Source organism: Streptomyces sp. WAC 04229 (genome assembly GCF_003947455.1).
Classification (GTDB): domain Bacteria; phylum Actinomycetota; class Actinomycetes; order Streptomycetales; family Streptomycetaceae; genus Streptomyces.
The window spans coordinates 1-18,172 of sequence record NZ_QHJH01000136.1; the positions used below are offsets into that span (position 1 = coordinate 1).

The following is an 18,172-nucleotide window of genomic DNA, read 5'->3' on the forward strand; positions in this document are numbered from 1 at the left end:
GCGCTGCGGACTTCGACGCCATGCCGGCCACCGAACGCAACGGCGCCCCAGCGCACGGAGCCCACCCGCCCACTGCTGACCTCCGTGCACGACCTGATCATCCGGGCCCACACCAAGCCCAACCCGTACCACCAGGTGCGCCCGCCTCCTCCTCGCGCGCAACCACGTCCCCGTAGGCCGCTGCGTGCGGGCAGCCCTCGCGGAACCAACCGGCTACGAAAGTGATCAATGCAGATACGAAACGAATAGCCCGAAGCTGTTCGAGAATAGGAGTTGTGCGTTGAGGTTCACGGTCCATCCCGCACTGTCCGGTAGAGGCGCCATAGCGCTGCTGGCGGCCGCCGGTGTCACCGCAGGAGTGCTGATCGGCCGGGAGGGGCTGCGCACCGTGGTGGGCTGCGGCGCAGCCGAGGACCGGTACCCGTCCCAGACCGCGGCGGACTGGAAGGCGGCCGCGGACCACGTGGTGGTGGCGCTGCCCGCCTCCGAGCGGGAGAGCAACCGGCAGGACCTGTCCAAGGGACCGGTGCGGTACACGGTCGACCGGACAGTGACGCTGCGCACAGAGAAGGTGCTGTGGTCCGCGGCCACTTCCCGCCATGAGCTGGGAAGCGAGTTCGACATGACCGCCCCGGGCTGGTCGGTGTACCGCAGCGGCAAACGGATCAAGGGCACGGCCCCGGAGGCACCCCGGCTGGAGACCGGCCACACGTATGTTCTTGCCCTGCGCTGGGAGGCGGAGCAGTGGGTCGTCCTCGGAGAGGGCGCCGCCGTGCCCTTCGACGACCATGTGGCGGGGCGGGGGGAGTGGTGCGGACGGGTCCTGAGCGAGGACGACTTCGCCAAGGGCGAGCGGTTCTCGCAGCGCGACGACCACAGCCTGGAGCAGGCCGTGCGCGGACAGGGCGAAGCGGCGATCTCCCGCGAACTCGCGACGGCGGGTGCCAGGCGAACGTAGCGCGGCCCCGCGCCTGGCCGTCGGCCCTGATCGAACCGCGGTCTGTCACCGCGCGTTCGCTCCGACCGGGTCCGCCGGCACCCCTCGGCTGCCCCTCTACGCCTCCGGGTGGGGCCCCAGTGCTGCCAGGCCCACGCGGCGAAGAGGCCGACGCCGGTAATGGACGCCTTGATGACCATGAGAAGACCGAGGAAGCAGAGAGTGAGGACGACCAGGGCGAGGCCTAGGTGTATTGATCACCAGCGTTGTTAACGCTGGCAGGGCTTGATCATGGCGAAGACCTTCGGCGAGCCCAGGAGCCTGGAACCGGAAGCGGCCCACTTCCTGTTCCAGGCCGAGGGGGACGCCTTTCCCCTCCTGGCGCGTTGGCGGCCGCGTCCGCGACACGCCTCAGGCGAGGCCCTGACGCCAGGGTGCGCAGGGGTCGGAAGCGGTCAGGGGCTCGTCGACGCAGGCCCGGAACCAGACGTACCGTTTCTCGCCGAAGTTGTGGTCCCAGGTCTGGCAGTCACCCGCGTCGCTCGGGACGTAGTGCTTGCCGGTCTGCACCGAGCCGTCGATCCGCACGTACTGGTACTGGACGTAGGCGAGTTGCCAGTCGTACGCCGTGTCGCAGGCCTCGAACTTGTCGCCGAGGCGGATGAACCGGGCGTAGCTGCCCTCGATCTCGGACTCGTAGTACGGCGGGATGTAGTCGGGGTCGTCCGGGTCGGCGTACGATGCCGTCGCCGCTCCAGCGGTGACGACGAGGAGCGTGGCCCCGATCGTGGCGATGCGCTTCAGCAGTCTCATCTCTTGGCTCTCCTCACGCGACGGCGGTGGACCAGGGTTCCTGGCAGTAGTCCAGGACCCAGTTCTGTACACAGGCGGTGAAACGGACGGGCCGGCCCTCGCCGAAGTTGTGGTCGAAGTCCGCGCAGGTTCCCCGGCCGCTGCTGACGTAGTGCCGTCCGGTCTGCGTGCTGCCGTCGATGCGGATGTACTCGTACCGGGCGTAGACGTTCCAGGCGTCGTCCAGGGTGTCGCAGACTCTGAACGAGTCGCCGTCGTGCCGGAAGAAGACGAGTGATCCGAACACGGAGGCGTTCTCGTCCGTTCCGGCGTGTGCCGCGGTGGGGGCGACGAGCAGCAGCGCGGCGCTCATCGCCCCTGCCGCGACCACCTTGTGGTGCAGCCTCATGCGATACCTCGCTTCCAGGTCGAGCACAGGTCGGGCACTCCCACGACCGGGTTGTCGACGCACACCTGGAACAGGACGAGACGCCCCTCGCCGAAATCGTGGTCCCAGGTCGTGCAGGTGTCCCAGCCCGTGGCCAGGTAGTGACGCTCCTCCTGCAGGGAGCCGTCCTTCCGCCAGTAGCGGTAGTCCAGGTAGACCTGCATGAGGTCGTAGGCGTCGTCGCACAAGGTGAACTTGTCGCCGTAGCTGGTGAACTTCCCGGAAACGCCGGGTGCCGAGGCGTATCCGTCCTCCCCGGCCTGAGCGGTGCTCATGCCGGCCATGGTCAGGGCCGCGGCCGTCGCGCCGACCAGTGCGGCGTGGATGGCTTTCTTCACGCGTGTCCTCCCTCTTCGCGTTCACGTGCGCTTCGTGCGTTCGCGGCGTCGGGCCGTCGGGGCACTGCCCTCCCCCGTGGGGCAGCGCCCCGAGCCGGACGATTTCGAGGATGGAGGTCTGGCGCCGACACCGAAAGGAACAAAGGCGTTCGAACCTGTTCGGAACGCCGCTCGCTCTGTTCCGAACGTGCTCGAACGTGCTTGAACGGGAGGCATACTGGGCCGATGAGCCAGCAGGGCAGCGACATCTCCGGGTCGTCGGCGGAGCCTCCTGAGCCGACTCGGACCACCGACCCCACGGAATTCCGGGATGCCTTGCGTGCGCTGCGGAGCTGGTCCGGGCTGACCTACCGTCAGCTTGAGGGCAAGGCGATCGCGCACGGTGACTCGCTCCCGGCGAGCACCATCGCGACGACCCTCGGCCGCGCCGCCCTGCCCGGCGAACGATTCGTCGGCGCCTTCACCCGCGCGTGCGGTCTGAGGGAGGACGACGTGCTCCGGTGGCTGGACGCCCGCCGACGCGTCGCCGCCGGTCCCGTGGTACCGGCCGACGGCTCCGCACCGGCGGGCGAGGAGGGCGGCGGCGCCGACCGGTCACCGGCTCGTGAGGAGTCCGCCTCACCCCGCCCGCCACGGGCGCGCCGCGCGCTCGGTCTGCTCGTCGCCGCGGGTGTCGGGGCCGCGGCCGCTCTCGGTGTCGACGGGCTGCTCGACGACACGGCGACCGTGCCGCGGGCGCCGGCGCCGCACAGCAAACCGATGGCAGAGCTGCGCATGCCTGCCGTGGGCAGTTGGGCGCGCATCCACCCCGCCCGCATACCGAACTGGTGCCTCACCGAGGGGACGGACCGCACCGGCCGCTTCGAGACGGCGGTGGCGGCCCAACGGCCCTGCTCCGAAGCGGTGTTGCCGCGCGTCTACCTCGAACCGCTGAGCAATGGCACCGTGCAGATCCAGTGGCACCACCCGGACCACGGCATCGGCTGCCTCACCGTCCTGCTCGAAGGGCCGGGCAAGGGGCTGCTCGAACCCCGCGACGACTGCGCCGACGAAGACCCGGCACAGCAGTTCCGGATGGAGTCCGTCGGACCCGCCGGCTCCGCACACTTCCGCATCCGGCCCGTCTCCACCGACCAGTGCCTGAGCCTGCGCGACCCGGACGACGAGACAGGCGCGGAGATCGTGCAGGGACGCTGTTTCGGCTCCGGCTCCGGCTCCGGCGACCAGGACTTCCTGATCGAACTGATCGCGCCTGCCTGATGCGGAGCGGCGTACGGCCGCGGATCGGGCGCCGCCGCCGGACCTGACCAGGGGGTGGGCGGCGGCACCTCTGGCAACTCGCTTGCTGGGCCGCCTCGTAGAGGCGACGGGTGATCGCGGAGGTGAACTGCGGAGGTGACGGACGCAGGCCGGGTCCTCGGAATCGTCACACACCCCGCCCGAGGGGTCGAGACGGACACCCTGGGTGTTGTCACCGACCACCGTGCCGAGACCGGTCGCAGGGTTGAAGGCGGTCATACGTAGGCCGCCGCTGGAGCCGCCCATCACACAGGCGTTGCCCCACTGGCCCTCGTTTATGCAGCCAGAGCTGCTGGTGGGGTCATGATGGTCTCGTACTCGACGGGGGTCAATCGTCCCAGGCGCCGTTGCCGTCGGCGCCGGTGGTCTTTCGTCATCCCGGCAGACATCGAATGCGACGTGGCGGACAGCTCTCGGCGGGAGATTGACATCACCGGCGCGTCAATCATCATGATCTTGGTGTTGGCCCCGGGGCGCCCCGCGGTGCAAGGCTCAAACCGCGCCTCCCGGCGACCTGACATCCAATGAGAGGCAGTCTGCCCATGGGTACCTTCAAGACGAAGAACGGACCGGTCCAAGGTTTTCGGGTCTCTACCGAAGTCGTCGCCGTGCTTGGTATCCCCTACGCCGCCCCGCCGTTCGGCGCCGCCCGGTTCCGGGGACCTCTCCCGGCACAGGCTTGGACCGGGGTGCGGGACTGCACGGTCTTCGGGCCGGTCGCCCCGCAATCGGCAGAGCTGCCCGGCGCACCCGTGTGGTCACCCGCCGACGAGGACATCCTCACTCTCAACGTATGGACCACGGCCCCCAAGGTCGGCCGCCTGCCGGTCCTGGTTTGGATCCACGGCGGTGCCTACACCTTCGGATCCTCAGCCCAACCCGACTTCGACGGCACCGCGCTGGCCCGCGCCGGCCTGGTCGTGGTCACCCTCAACTACCGGCTCGGCTTCGAAGGATTCGGCCACATCCCCGGCGCCGAAGCAACCGACTACCCGGACAACCGGGGCCTGCTCGACCAGGTCGCTGCCCTGTGCTGGGTTCGTGAGAACATCACCGCCTTCGGTGGCGATCCCGGCAACGTCACCCTCGCCGGCCAGTCCTCAGGGGCCGCTTCGGTTGCCTGCCTGATGGTGATGGACCGCGCCCGTGGCCTGTTCCACCGTGCCATCGCCCACAGCGCCGCCAGCCCTTGCTACACGCTCGACATAGCTGCGGCGACTACCCGCGAGATTGCCTCGGCAGCCGGTTGCTCCGCCACACCCGAGGGCCTGATATCTGCGGCTCCGCAGGCCCTGGTCCTCGCCACCGACAAGGTGGTCGACGCCTACCGGCGTGACCCCGCCTCCGGATCCCGCCACTACGACCCGGGCCTCTACGCCCCCGTCCTCGACGGCAACGTCCTGCCCACCGACCCCCTCACGGGAATGGCCGCCGGTGCAACCCGGGGAGTGGACCTGCTGGTCTGCCACACCACGGAGGAGTACTGGCTGCTCGACGCCGTCGGCAGCAGCGCGAAGATCACCACCGAAGAGCAACTTGCCTTGTTCGCCCAAGATTTCAACCTCCCAGCCGGCCTGGTGGCCGGCTACCGCGCGGCGATGCCCCACTCCCCAGTGCTCGACATCTACCTCGCCGTCTTCGGGGACCTACTCTTCGGCGAGTACAGCAACCGACTCACCGAGCAACACGCCCAAGCCGGCGGCCGGGCGTTCCTCTCGCGTTTCGACCGTCGGCGCACCCGCCCGAACGGGACCGTGCGGGCCTGGCACAATGCGGACATCCCCTTCGCCTTCGGCAACCTCGACAGCGAATACGTGGCCTTCCTCATCGGCGGCGCACCCACACACGCAGACCACGAACTGGCACGCCACATGATGCGCGCGTGGACCGATTTCGCCACCACCGGCAACCCGGGCTGGCCGCCCATCACCAACTCCACCGCACAGGCCAGAATCTGGAGCACCGACGACGTCCCTACCGACAGCCAGTCCGCCGCTGTCCGTGCCCTTTGGGGCAAGGCCAAGTTTCCAGTCCTGTGTCCGTGAACCGGGCAAACCCGCAGCAGGTACAGACCCACCTCCGCGTTCTACTGCCATCTGATCCGCGCTCGACATGACAGCCGCCGGATCCGCAAGGTGGGTCTCCACAACCTCGGCGAACGGCGTGAAGGTGCACCCTTCGTCCCGCCAGTCACTCACACTCGCGCCGCAGCCTCCTACCGCAGCGGGCAGCACGCGAGTGGCTCACCTGGACGCGGCCGCTTCATCGACAACCAGTCCTGGGGCCACCACCGCCACAGCGGCCGCCGCTGACCCCTGCACCAACCGCTGACCGCAACCACCAGCCAGGAGCGTGCCACCCCTCGCAGGGTGGCGCGCTCTTGCCGGTCCTGCGAGGACACTCCGCCCCAGCCGCAACCGGACAGCCCGGGCAAGCCCGCCCGCAGACGGCAAGGCCCGCTCAACTCGCACCCGCCTGCGCTTCGACGCCGACCAGGGCAGACAGGAAACTGGGGCGCGCGTGGAAGGCCTGTCCCATGTGGACGCTGCCGGAACCGATGCTCACCGCTGCCGTGACCAGCCCTCAGCTGCCGCCAGGGTCGGCGGCAGAGCTAGAGTGGGATGGTTCTCCAAACACTCCAAGCCGTCTCACCGGACTCATACTTCGCGTTCCCCGATGCACCTCCTCTCCCTCCATAAGGTGCATCCTGCGGAAGTGGTAGAGGCAGCCGGGATGGCATGTGCGCTCTGAACAAGGACAGGTGCCTGGGTCACAGGCTCCGTGTCGCTGTTCGGTGAGTAGCGGGCGCGTGGTCGGGGATGCGCAAGGTGACCTGTCACCGCAACGCTGCCTGGCCTGCTGACTCCTCCCTCGGCAGTAGTCGCACCTGGCTACATGTCCAGATAGTCCGAGTGGATCCAGACGTCCGACGGCCCGCCCCACAACGTGCCCCACGGGTAGTTGGTGCCGGGCCCGCTGCGGAAGTCGACGTTGTTTGCCGTCACGAAGCAGGTCTGCTGTTCGAAGCAGGCGTTCCGTACCTGTGCCGGGCCCTCACCGGTGCCCGTGGAGGTAGCTACGGCGGCGGAGGACATCCCCGTCACCGCGAGGAGGATGCCCACGGTGACTCCCAAAGCGCTCGTCCGGCACGACAGCTGACGCATTGCAGCGACCCCGTTTCCTGTGATGATGACGGCTCCGCACAGGCCATCATGAGCCTGGACCCCACCGGCAAGAGCCGGGCCCGCCGGACCATGCGCTGGAGGCGGGCTCGGGGCGGACGTGGACGGTGGCGACACTCACGTCCTGCTGCCGCAGGTGGTGGCCCTGTGTGCCGTGGATACGGTGACGGTGTTCGCGCCGACGATGACGATGACGGCAAGCCAGGCGAGGGCATCGAGTCGCTCCCCGAGGAAGGTGAGACCGGCAAGGGCCGCGAAGACCGGGTTCACGCTCATGAACACGCCGAAGAAGTGTGCCGGGACGCGGCGCAGCGCCAGCAGGTCGGCCAGGAACGGCACAGCGGAGGAGAGCAGCCCGGCGGCCAGCGCGCAGCCGAGTGCCGTGGCAGTGGGCGGGTGGTGCCACAGCACCCACACACCGACGGGCAGGTAGAGGGCGCCGGAGACGGCGGCCGCGGCGGCCGAACCCTCCAGGCCGGGCAGCCGGGCGCCGACGGTTCGGTTGAGCAGGATGTAGCCGGCCCAGCACGCCGCGGCCAGCAGAGCCAGGCCGATGCCCGGATAGTCGGTGGAGGGCGTGGGACGCGTGAGGACCACCACCGCTGCGGCAGCCGCCACCGCGGCGACCAGGTCGAGGCGGCGCCGGGAGCCGGCCAGGGCAACGGTCAGCGGGCCGAGGAACTCCAGCGTGACGGCCAGCCCGAGCCCGATCCGCTCGATCGCCGCGTACAGGGACAGGTTCATCACCGCGAACACCAGTGCCAGGCACAGCACGGGACGCCACTGCGCCGCGGTGAAGTGCCGCAGCCGCGGTCGGCCGACCGCCCCGAGTATCACGGCCGCCACCCACTGGCGCACCGCCACCACCCCGACCGGCCCGAGCACCGGGAACGCCAGCGCCGCGATCGAGGCCCCCGTCTGGTTGGACAGGCCACTGCCCAGCATCAGCGCCACCCCGGCTCCACGCCGCGTTCCGTGCGGTGAGGCGGCGCCGTCCGCTGCGCTGCCGCGCGGAGATGCGATGGGGGAGGAATCGAGCTTCATGTCCTCGACGATGAGCGCTCCGTGGGCATGCGCAAAATGCATCCTCGCACTCAGCTATACGCTGGACGCATGGACGAGATGTGGAAGGGGGCGGCGCTGGAGCTGAGGCACCTGCGGTGCCTGGTGGCCATCGTCGACACCGGCAGCTTCACGGACGCCGGCATCGAGCTGGGCATCTCCCAGGCCGCCGTCTCCCGGAACCTGCTCGCCCTGGAAAGGATCCTCGGGGTGCGCCTGCTGCACCGCACCAGCCGCACGATCACGCCCACCACCGCCGGCGTCCGGGCGCTGGCCCGTGCACGCCCGCTGCTTGCCGGTGCCGAGGAGCTCTTCATCGAGGCCTCCTCGGGTCACCACCGCCTGCACATCGGTCATGCCTGGTCCGCCTTCGGCCGCCACACCACCGAATTCCAGCGTCGCTGGCACCAAAGCCACCCCGAGACCGAACTCCGGCTCATCCGCCACAACTCTTCCACCGGCGGGCTTGCCGAGGGCCTCTGCGACCTCGCGGTCATCCGAGCCCCTCTCGACCTCAAGCCCTGGTCGCACGCCGTCGTCGGCCACGAAAACCGCTACGTGGCTCTCGCCTCCGACGACCCCTGGGCCCGCCGCCGCAGTATCCACATGGGAGAGATCCCCGACCGTGCCCTCGCCATCGACCGCAGAACCGGCACCACCACCCTGGACCTGTGGCCCGAGGACGAACGGCCTGCCGTCGAGTACACCCACGACATCGACGACTGGCTCGCCGCCATCGCCACCGGCCGCTGCATCGGCATCACCCCTCAGGCCACCGCGGTCCAGTACCGGCGCGACGGCATCACCTACCGCCCATTGCGCGGCACCGAACCCGTCCCCGTCCACTTCATCTGGCGCAGGCACGACCCCCACCCCGCCACTCACGCCGCTGTCGCTCTCGCCATCGACCTCTACCACGACAACCGTCCAACCTCGGGAAGCTTGGACACATGACTGACTCGTATCCCGGCCAGATCCAAGACGGGCCGCTGCTGTCGACAGCGACATCGTCAGGAGCGGGTGGCGGGGAAGTGGACGAGTCCGGCGGAGCGCTAGGGCGGGCGATCCTGCCGAGGAGGGCGATGTTGGCGCCGCACGTGGTGTCGTGCTCGCGCAGCACGTTCCGGCGGATCACGTCCTGGCCCACGATCGCGACACCACGGCCGTAGTGATCACGCAGGCCCTGTGCCACGCTCGACTTGCCCGATGCCGAGTTCCCGCGGATCACTACGAGGCGGGTGTCCGGACGTCCGGCCGCCGAGGCGGCGGGCACGCGACCGGGTGCGCTGGTCGGTGTGTCGGTCATGCGGGCCAGCCCGTCTCGCTGTACAGAGCGCCGTTCTTGATGCCTTCGATGGCGATCCGGGTGTAGGGGACGAGGTCGTCGGGAAGGGCGGCGGGGTCCCAGAACTTCCACTGGGTGCACTTGTCCGGCTCGCGCAGCTCCGGCTCGCCGCTCCAGCTGCGGGCGCGGAAGAACAGGCCCATGCGGGGCCGGTCCCCGGCACGGTCGATGTGGTGGACGACGTGGACGAGTTCGACGTCCTGGCGCTCGATGCGCAGGCCGGCTTCCTCCCGTGCCTCCCTGATCAGGCAGGCGATGGCGTTCTCCTGTTCGCAGTGGCCGGCCAGGGCGTGCCAGGTGGACGGCGCGAAGACGCTGCTGGGGTGGCGCAGCCCGAGCAGCACCGTCCCGTCGGGCCGCTCCAGGTAGAGGTGGACGCCGATGACGTTGAGGACCGTGCCCCGCGGCGAAGCCCGGCGTTCCTCCTCGCCTGCGTGCCCGCTCTGCGCTGCCGGGAGGCCGGCGGCGTGGCGGCGTACGAGGTCGCTGGTGGTGTCCGCGATGCGCAGGCGGTGGAGGTCGTCAGGGGGAAACCAGGCGAGCATCACTCCCTCGGTCAGGCGGAGGTCGCGGGCGTCACCGTTCCAGCGGCCGGCGTAGATGGAGATGGGCACGGTCGCGCCTGCGTCATCGGTGGCGTACTCGGTGGCGAACGGGGTCAGGTCGGCGAGGTCGAGGCCGGCTTCCTCGGCGAGTTCGCGCCGGACGGTGTGTTCCAGGGTGGCGTCCTGGGGCTCCCGGCCGCCGCCCAGCAGTGACCACATGCCCGGCTCCCAGATCTGGCCGGGGAAGTAGTCGCGCAGGTGGAGCAGGTACTCGCCTCGGTCGTTGTAGATCAGGGCCGAGGCATTGGCCGTCTCCGGTTCGCGGGCGGTGCTGACGGACAGGACCGGCCAGTCCACGGTGATGCGGGTGTGCTTCTTGGCGAACGCGTGCGGGGCGTGGTCCGGGCCCGCCGGAGCATGGTCGGCTGCCGGGCGGGCGGTGATGAGGGGGCAGCGGGCGCCGCGATGGTTGCGCTGCCAGATCTCGACCTGTTCAGCCATCTCCCGTGCGACGAGGTGACCGTGGTCGCCGTACCCGTGGACGACGAACTCGTACCGGCCCTTGCCGTCGTCTCCGTCGGTGATGCGCTCATGGGCCAGCCGGGCGAGGGAGGTTCCGCGGACGATCGCGGCGGCGGGCCAGTGCGGGGGCGGAGGACTGAGGACCTGGTGGTGGCCGTCGGGGTCGACTTCCAGGCGGCAGAAGCCGGGCAGAGCGCCCGCGAGGTAGAGCATGAGGAGGTCGAAGGGCTCTTTGCCCCCGACCGTGACGCCGGTGCGGATGACGGTCGGCTCGCTGGTGAGGGCGGGGGCGAGTTGGTTCACGGACAGCGGAGTGCCGTCTTCCCAGGAGAGGTGTACTCCGGTACCGCGGACGGTGCGGCGGTCGGGGTTCCAGGCGCCGTCGCCCTGCATGGCGACGAAGCCGCAGACGACGAGCGGCTCGTCGCTGTGCAGCGCCCCCTTCTTCTTGGTGAAGCCGATGGCCCAGTGGTAGCCGTGCAGGCGCAGCGGCGCGACGAGACGGCCCCCGTCGGCCAGGGCGTCGATCCAGGGCAGGTCCCAGGTGTCGACGGTAACGACGATGGCGTCGAATCCGCCCTCCGGCACCACCTCGCGGGGCAGGCGCTCGGCGTCCGCGGTGACCACGCTGACCTGGCTGTATCCGGCCTCGGGCAGGAAGCGGACGGCTCTGTCGGTGACGACCGGGTCAATGTCGAGGGTGGTGACGTGGCCGGTCGGACCGGTGAGTTCGGCGATCAGGGCGGCGTTGTAGCCGCCGGAGCCGATCTCCAGGACGCGGTGGCCGGGCCGGATGCGGGCGGCTTCGAGCATCTCGGCCTGCACCCAGGGTGCGGAGACGGAGCTGGTGATGGTGCCGTCGTCGCGGTGGCGGGTGGGGACGATGTCGTTGGCGTACGAGACGGAGAGGGGAACCTCGGGGGCGAAGACGTGCCGGGGCACGGTGCGGAAGGCGTGCTCGACGGCGGCGGAGCGGATGTGGTCGTGGGCGTGCAGTTGCTGGACGAGCTGGTGGCGAAGCCGGCTCGCGTCGCTGACTTCGGTGGCCGATGAAGTCGTCACGGCATTCCTTCCGGTGTTCGTCGGACGGTGGGGGCGTGGGGGCGTGGGGATTCGGCAGCGGGTCGGTCCGGTTCACTCGCCTGGCAGAGCGGTGGCCTGGCCTGGGCAGGGTGATGCGGGAGTACCGCTGCTCATCCGGCGCTGCAGCTCCCACAGACTGCGGAACAGCCCCGGCTGCTGGGTGAGCTGTGCGTAGGTGCCTTCCTGGACGATCCGCCCCTGATCCAGGACCACGATCCGGTCGGCGACGGCCACGTTGGTGAGCCGGTGCGTGATGAGCAGGATCGCGCGGTGCTTGGCCAGTTCGCGCAGGCCGGCAAAGATCCGGTGCTCGGCGCGGGCATCGAGGGCGGCCGTGGGTTCATCCATCACGAGCAGCGACGCCTGCCGGTGGAACGCGCGGGTGAGGACGAGACGCTGCCACTGGCCGCCGGACAGCTGCTGTCCTCCGAACCACTCGCTGGTCAGCAGGGTGTTGAGGCCTGAGCGGAGACCGGGAAGCATCTCCGCGGCGCCGGACGCCTCGCAGGCGGCGAGCAGGGCCGCGTCGCTGCGGTCGCCCTGCCCGAAGGTGATGTTGTCGCGCATCGTCAGCGGCAGATACGTGAACTTCTGCGGCACCAGCGCGACGTGCTCCCACGACCGCCACGGTTCCAGGTCCGCGGTGGAGGCGTGGTCCCAGGTCACGTCGCCCTCGGTGGGCAGCAGCAGCCCGCACAGCAGGCGCGAGAGGGTCGTCTTGCCGGAGCCGTTCTCCCCGACCAGAGCCACGATCTCCCCGCGCCGCATGTGCAGCGAGACGTTGCTCAGGCTGTCCCTGGGCGCGCCGTCATAGCGGTAGGTGACGTCGCGGACTTCGAAGCGCTCCGGGGCCGTGGGGACGGGCGCGGTGCCACGGGAGTCGGTCATGGCCTGGCCGTGGGCGTTGTCGAGGAAGTTCTGCCAGTCCTGGACGTACCAGCCGGTGCGCACCAGGCGCGCGCCGCCGTTGATGATGCCGCGCACCGAGCCGGTGGCGGTCTGGAGGGCGAAGACGGCGCCGCCGCCCGCCGCCAGGCTCATCCGCCCGGAGGCCAGGAGCCACAGCAGCGCCGCCCACACCGCGGTCGAGGCGAGTCCGCCGGCCAGGGATCCGGCCAGTCCCATCCGGGCACCGGTGTTCGCGGCCTTGCGTTCGGCGGCGTTGACCGAGTCGGCCAGCCGCCGGTATCGGCCGATCAGGAAGGGGCCGGCCAGGCAGGCGCGCATCTCCTCGCTGGATTCCTGGTAGGCCATGTGCCAGCGCAGTTTGCCCAGCATCCTGCGCCGGCCGGAGGTCTCCAGGCCGGCGAGGTAGATCACGCGGGCGGAGCGGACGTAGGCGGCGGCCTGCGGCAGGCAGGCGAGGAAGAGGAGGGGAAGGAGCAGGGGGTGCAGGACGGTCAGGACGGTGGCCCCGGCCGCGAGCGTTGCGGTCGCCGCGAGGACGTCCTGCGCTTCTTCGACGAGGTCGGGGGTGACCTGGGCGCCGCGGTCGGCGATGTCGTAGGCGTCGTTGTAGCCGGGTTTGTTGTTGGCGGCCAGTTCCGCGCCGAGCGCGGCCTCGATCATCGTCAGCTCTGCCGCCCGCCCGAGGACCGGGCGCAGCCGGCCGGTCAGCCAGACCACGGTGATGCCCAGCAGAGCGCGCAGACCGGCGGCGGCGGCGATCACGGCCAGCTGCGGAGCGGCGTCCCACAGCCGCTCGGTGATGTTTCCCGAGGAGATCAGGGCGGTGATCGTGCCCGTGACGGCCAGGAGGCCGAGGGCCGCGAGGACGCCGGTCGCGATCTGGCACACCAGCAGTCCGATGGTCGCGCCGCGGTCGACGCGCCAGGCCATCCGAACCGAGCGCCGCACGAGGGAGGGCAAGCGCCGCGCCATGGTGCGGGAGGTCAGCAGGGAGCCGGCCTGGAGCCGCGACGCGTCGCGGTAGAGATACTCCTCCTCTCGAACACCGGCTTCCTGCGCTTCGTCGTCCGGCGCGGCCTCCTTGTCCGGTTGTGGCGGCTGGTCCTGTGTAATGGCCGAGGTCATCGTTCCCCCTAGGACGGTCGCTGCGGCTGAGTCGTGAGGTCCAACGATGCGACCGCGATATCGAACACACGTCATTCGGTCGTGCTGGGGAGCCCGTTGTTTCCTGCGTCAGCCGCTCCGCGGGCGCGAGATCCCTGGTCTGGCTTGGAGCGGCCGCGGGCAGCACATGGCTGAAACGCCGACACCGCCAAACCGGGGATCGGCCTTCGCCACGTCGTCCGGGACGGTGGCGGCGACGGGTGGTGCCGTGCCTCGCGTGCGGCGTACGCGTCGAGCCGGGCAGCTCCGGCGAGCGCCGAGGCGAGCGAACCGGTGTGGCTCCTGCTGTCGTCGAGCGGTCGGTGACGGAGCCGGTCGCGCACGCACGGCGGCGTCCGCGCACTGCTGAGGGCGTGGCCGGGACGCGCGGGGACGAGTTCGATCTTGCCGGTGAGCGCTGACGTCGGCCGGGGACGAGCGTGGCGGGGCAGGCCGGACGGTGAAACGGCTTCCCTCCGAGGTGGAGTCCCGGTGGCCGAGCCACGAGGCGGCGGACCTCCGGTGGGCGGCCGCGGGCGCCGCGGAGGGCGTCACACCCGGGGGGTGAGATCCAGTTCCGCCAGCGCGGCCGCCGCTTCGGCGGCGTGGTCCGCCGAGGGGCTTTTGGCGAGCGCACGGTTCAGGTGGCGCCGTGCGGCGTCCCGGTCGCCGCGCAGGCGGGCGGTGAGGCCCAGGCCGATCTCCGCGCGGGCCTCGCCCCGGCCGTAGGCACGCTCGGCGGCCAAGGCGAGCGCGCGCTCGTACAGTTCAGCCGCCTGCGGGGCGTCGCCGTCGGCCAGCGCGGTCCTGCCGAGCCACGTCAGGATCTCCACCGCCTCGGCCCACAGCCCGAGTTCCTCGGCCACCGGCAGCGCCGCGCGGTACAGCCGTTCGGCCCGTGCCCGGTCCCCGTCGCGTTCGGCCGCGAGCGCGAGCGCCCGGGTGGCCCGCAGCTGTCCCCAGCGATCACCCGACTCCTGGAACAACACCGCCCCCAGTTCCGCCCGTTCGCGGCCCTCGGCAGGGGTGTGCAGCGCCAGTTCGACCAGCGCCGCGGCCTCGGCCCAACGATCTCCGGAGCCCCGTGCACCAGCAGATCCGCCAGGAGGGCGCGCACTTTGGCTTCGGGGACCTTGACCGGCCGACCCCCGGCGTCCCAGACGGCCAGCGGGCCGAGCACCCCGTAACGCATGCCCCGCAGTGTATCCGCGCGTCACCGTCAGGAAATCGTGCGTGACGGTCGGCAGTGTGGCGGCGAAGGTTCCCGGACTGGACGCCAAGGGGAGTTCCATGAGTTCGACGACCGTACGCAGAGCCGGTGCCCGGGAGTGGGGAGGCCTGGCCGTTCTCTCGATGCCCACCGTGCTGCTGGGTCTCGACGTCACCGTGCTGTACCTCGCACTTCCCTCGCTGGCGGAGGACTTGCGCCCGAGCGGCACCGAAGAGCTGTGGATCATGGACGCCTACGGCTTCCTGATCGCCGGCTTCCTGATCACCATGGGCACCCTGGGCGACCGCATCGGCAGGCGCAGGCTGCTGATGATCGGGGCCGCAGCCTTCGGCATCGTCTCCGTGGCGGCGGCCTGGTCCACCAGTGCCGAGATGCTCGTCGCCGCCCGGGCCGCCCTCGGCATCGCCGGGGCCACCCTCATGCCGTCGACCCTGGCGTTGATCAGCAACATGTTCCACGACGAACGCCAGCGCTCGCTGGCCATCGGCGTGTGGGCGACGAGCTTCGCGCTCGGCATGGCGCTCGGTCCGGTGGTCGGCGGCGCGCTGCTGAACCACTTCTGGTGGGGCTCGGCGTTCCTCCTCGCCGTCCCCGTCGCCGTCGTGCTGCTGGTGGCCGCCCCTCTGCTGATCACCGAGTACCGGGCGCCGCACAGCGGCCGGCTGGACCTGTCCAGCGTCGTCCTGTCACTGGGGGCGATCCTGCCGGTGATCTACGCGGTGAAGCGGTTCGCCAAGCACGGACCGGACGTCGCGACGATCGGCGCCACGGTGATCGGCGTGGCTTTAGCGGTGGTGTTCGTCAGGCGTCAGGGCAGGCTCGCGAGCCCTCTGCTGGACGTGCGCCTTTTCACCGACCGCACCTTCAGCGCCGCGCTGAGCGTACTGCTGATCGGTCTCGTCGGCGTCGGCGGCTCCATGCTGCTGATCACGCAGCAGCTGCAGTTCGTCGAGGAGCTTTCCCCGGTCGAGGCCGGGCTGTGGATGGGGCCGCCGGCGCTGATGATGTTCTTGGCCGCGATCGGGGCGCCGCTCGTCGCCCGCCGGGTTCCCCCGGGCATCGTGGTGGCTGTCACGCTGACGCTGTCCACGGTCGGCTACGTGCTGCTGAGCCGGGTCGACGCCTCGGGCGGGGTCGTCCCGATGGTGATCGGTTTCGGTCTCGTCTACCTGGGGCTGGGGGCGGTCGCCTCCCTGGGCACGGACCTGGTGGTCGGAGCCGCACCACCGGAGAAGGCGGGATCGGCCTCCGCGATGTCGGAGACGGTGCAGGAACTGGGTCTCGCGCTGGGCGTGGCCGTCCTGGGCAGCCTGGCCACCGCGGTCTACCGCCAGCGCGTCGACGGCGAGATCCCCGCCGGTACGCCGTCCGGCGTCGCCGAAACAGCCGGTGACAGTCTCGCGGGCGCCGCCTCGTCGGCACAGCGGATGCCGGAGGGCTGGTTCGAGACGGCGAAGGAGGCGGCCACCTCTGGTCTGAACACCGCCATGCTCGTCGCCGCGGTCTGCACCCTGGTGCTCGCCTTCCTTTCCGCCGTCGTCCTGCGCCATGTCGGCGTCGTCGGCGGCGAGGGGCCGCAGGACGACCCCGGGGCCGAGGAGGCGGACCCGGCCGAGTCGCGGGTCTGACCGGGCCGGAGCATCGGGCAGGGCGCGCAGGCGTGTTCGTGCACGAAGACAGAGCTGAGGGACGCATTCCACTACCGACAGTGACCGATTCTGATCGAGTCGGACCGGTCCTCGACCCTTCCGGAACGGGTGCTTCACCGGCTTATCGGGCTGTCGTACGAGGCCTCATACCAGAGCGGGACGTTGCCCGGGGGACTTTGGCAACTGCCCACCGCACATGAGGGGCAGGCGACTACTGTCAGTGTCCGTCGGGCGACGTAGAGCCGGATCCCCCGGTCCGGTCGGTCGACGCAGCGACGACGCCTGCCCGCGTGGCACTTCCGTCACCACGCGCGAGCACCCAGACCGACGGACCAGTACGAGGACCCCGATGTCTCACCTCCGCGCCCCGGCCGCGCGAGCAGACCGCCGCGAGGGCGGGCGGCACGGCCGGCCGGCCCCCCGCACCGCCCCCGCGCTGCCCGAGACCCACATACGGCCCCAACTCCTGCGTCTCGCCGTGCTGCCGCCGGTCGCGGTCGCCCTCAGCGGCTGCGCGGTCGTCCTGTTCACCGTCCGCTCCACCGGCATCCGGCCCGGCCCCGTCCTGTGGGCCGTGCTCGCCGGCGCCGTCTCGGTGACCGCCGCGGCCGTCGCCATCGCCGCCGTCGCCGCCGACCGCGCCGCCCGTTCCGTGCATGAACGCGTCGGCGCGCTGCGCCGCGGCACCGCACGCCAGGAGGGCGACCTGCGTGCCGTGGTCGAGGCGCTGCGCCGCGGCGAGCCGCCGCCCCGGCGCAAACCGCGCGGCGGGCCGCCCGCCGACGCCGACGACTTCGAACTGCTCGCCGCCGACCTCTCCCGCGCCCACGACGGCGCCGTCACCGCCGTCGTCCGGGCCGCCCAGCTTTCCAGCCAGGCGGGCAGCGAACAGAAGCTGGAGGTCTTCGTCAACCTCGCCCGGCGACTCCAGTCACTGGTGCACCGCGAGATCTCCATCCTGGACGAGCTGGAGAACGAGATCGAGGATCCCGACCTCCTCAAGGGCCTCTTCCACGTCGACCACCTCGCCACCCGCATCCGCCGCCACGCGGAGAACCTCGCCGTGCTCGGCGGCGCCGTCTCCCGCCGGCAGTGGAGCAACCCGGTGGACATGACCGAGGTGCTCCGCTCGGCCATCGCCGAGGTCGAGCAGTACTCCCGGGTCCGCCTGGTGCCGCCGATCGACGGCACCCTGCGCGGCCACGCCGTCGCCGACGTCATCCACCTGCTGGCCGAACTCGTCGAGAACGCCACCCTGTTCTCCGCCCCGCAGACCCAGGTGCTGATGCGGGCCAGCCTCGTCACCTCGGGCCTCGCCGTCGAGGTCGAGGACCGAGGACTCGGGATGCCCACCGCCGAGCAGGCCCGGATGAACGCCCTGCTCGCCGACCCCGACCAGGTCAACGTCGCCCACCTGCTGGCGGACGGCCGCATCGGCCTGTTCGTCGTCTCCCAGCTCGCCAAGCGGCACGGCATCACCGTCCGGCTGCAGACCAACATCTACGGCGGTGTGCAGGCCGTACTGGTCGTCCCGCAGGCCCTGTTGGGCACGGAACCCGGCCGGCTCCCCGGCGGCACGGCCCGGCCGGCGGAGGCGGCCGCCGCCGAACCCGTCCCCGTACCGCCGCCCCGGCGGCAGCCACCGCTCACGTCACCGACGGTTCCGGCGGCCACCGCCACCCCCGCC

At 70.9% G+C, this 18,172-nt stretch carries 14 protein-coding genes; 6 read left to right on the top strand and 8 right to left on the bottom strand.

The window, feature by feature from the left end:
• The first annotated feature begins 358 nt into the window (after positions 1-358).
• A complete protein-coding gene (locus tag DMH12_RS27690; protein ID WP_260474365.1) occupies positions 359-958 on the top strand; it encodes a hypothetical protein in 600 nt (199 codons plus the stop codon).
• Between the two features lie 390 nt (positions 959-1,348).
• On the opposite strand, the gene DMH12_RS27695 is transcribed toward DMH12_RS27690, so the two are convergent.
• From DMH12_RS27695 to DMH12_RS27705, 3 genes are read right to left on the bottom strand one after another with little or no spacing between them, the layout of a single operon-like run.
• Complete coding sequence (locus tag DMH12_RS27695) at positions 1,349-1,750, bottom strand: hypothetical protein (RefSeq protein ID WP_125494181.1); 402 nt, start codon at positions 1,748-1,750, stop codon at positions 1,349-1,351.
• A gap of 13 nt (positions 1,751-1,763) precedes the next feature.
• Entirely contained in the window at positions 1,764-2,138 is a 375-nt protein-coding gene (locus DMH12_RS27700; RefSeq protein ID WP_125494182.1) for a hypothetical protein, read from the bottom strand.
• Positions 2,135-2,515, bottom strand: a complete 381-nt coding sequence (locus DMH12_RS27705) for a hypothetical protein (RefSeq protein ID WP_125494183.1) — start codon at positions 2,513-2,515, stop codon at positions 2,135-2,137. The genes DMH12_RS27700 and DMH12_RS27705 overlap by 4 nt, the downstream gene beginning before the upstream one ends.
• Positions 2,516-2,740: 225 nt before the next feature.
• Between DMH12_RS27705 and DMH12_RS27710 the strand changes: the two genes are divergently transcribed.
• Entirely contained in the window at positions 2,741-3,775 is a 1,035-nt protein-coding gene (locus tag DMH12_RS27710) for a helix-turn-helix transcriptional regulator (protein ID WP_125494184.1), read from the top strand.
• A gap of 581 nt (positions 3,776-4,356) precedes the next feature.
• Positions 4,357-5,859 carry a carboxylesterase/lipase family protein gene (locus DMH12_RS27715; RefSeq protein ID WP_125494185.1) on the top strand — a complete coding sequence of 501 codons (1,503 nt, stop codon included), beginning with the start codon at positions 4,357-4,359 and terminating at the stop codon, positions 5,857-5,859.
• Between the two features lie 846 nt (positions 5,860-6,705).
• Here DMH12_RS27715 and DMH12_RS27720 read toward each other — a convergent pair.
• Together DMH12_RS27720 and DMH12_RS27725 are read right to left on the bottom strand one after the other, a co-directional pair.
• On the bottom strand, positions 6,706-6,936 hold the full coding sequence (locus DMH12_RS27720) for a hypothetical protein (RefSeq protein ID WP_125494186.1): 231 nt from the start codon (positions 6,934-6,936) through the stop codon (positions 6,706-6,708).
• A gap of 177 nt (positions 6,937-7,113) precedes the next feature.
• Positions 7,114-7,941, bottom strand: coding sequence for an EamA family transporter (locus tag DMH12_RS27725; RefSeq protein ID WP_312023974.1), 828 nt, complete (start codon positions 7,939-7,941; stop codon positions 7,114-7,116).
• A 168-nt stretch (positions 7,942-8,109) separates the two neighbouring features.
• On the opposite strand from DMH12_RS27725, the gene DMH12_RS27730 reads away from it, so the two are divergent.
• Entirely contained in the window at positions 8,110-9,012 is a 903-nt protein-coding gene (locus tag DMH12_RS27730) for a LysR family transcriptional regulator (RefSeq protein WP_125494188.1), read from the top strand.
• A gap of 348 nt (positions 9,013-9,360) precedes the next feature.
• On the opposite strand, the gene fxlM is transcribed toward DMH12_RS27730, so the two are convergent.
• From fxlM to DMH12_RS39980, 3 genes are all read right to left on the bottom strand, one after another.
• Entirely contained in the window at positions 9,361-11,532 is a 2,172-nt protein-coding gene (fxlM, locus tag DMH12_RS27740; protein WP_125494189.1) for a methyltransferase, FxLD system, read from the bottom strand.
• A gap of 72 nt (positions 11,533-11,604) precedes the next feature.
• The gene (locus DMH12_RS27745) at positions 11,605-13,587 is read right to left on the bottom strand and encodes an ABC transporter ATP-binding protein (RefSeq protein WP_125494190.1); all 1,983 of its coding nucleotides are present in this window, start codon (positions 13,585-13,587) and stop codon (positions 11,605-11,607) included.
• A 569-nt stretch (positions 13,588-14,156) separates the two neighbouring features.
• A complete protein-coding gene (locus tag DMH12_RS39980; protein WP_260474366.1) occupies positions 14,157-14,594 on the bottom strand; it encodes a tetratricopeptide repeat protein in 438 nt (145 codons plus the stop codon).
• Positions 14,595-14,895: 301 nt separating this feature from the next.
• Between DMH12_RS39980 and DMH12_RS27755 the strand changes: the two genes are divergently transcribed.
• Positions 14,896-16,464, top strand: coding sequence for an MFS transporter (locus DMH12_RS27755; RefSeq protein ID WP_125494192.1), 1,569 nt, complete (start codon positions 14,896-14,898; stop codon positions 16,462-16,464).
• A 370-nt stretch (positions 16,465-16,834) separates the two neighbouring features.
• A partial coding sequence (locus DMH12_RS27760) for a sensor histidine kinase KdpD (RefSeq protein ID WP_260474367.1) occupies positions 16,835-18,172 on the top strand: 1,338 nt, incomplete at its 3' end.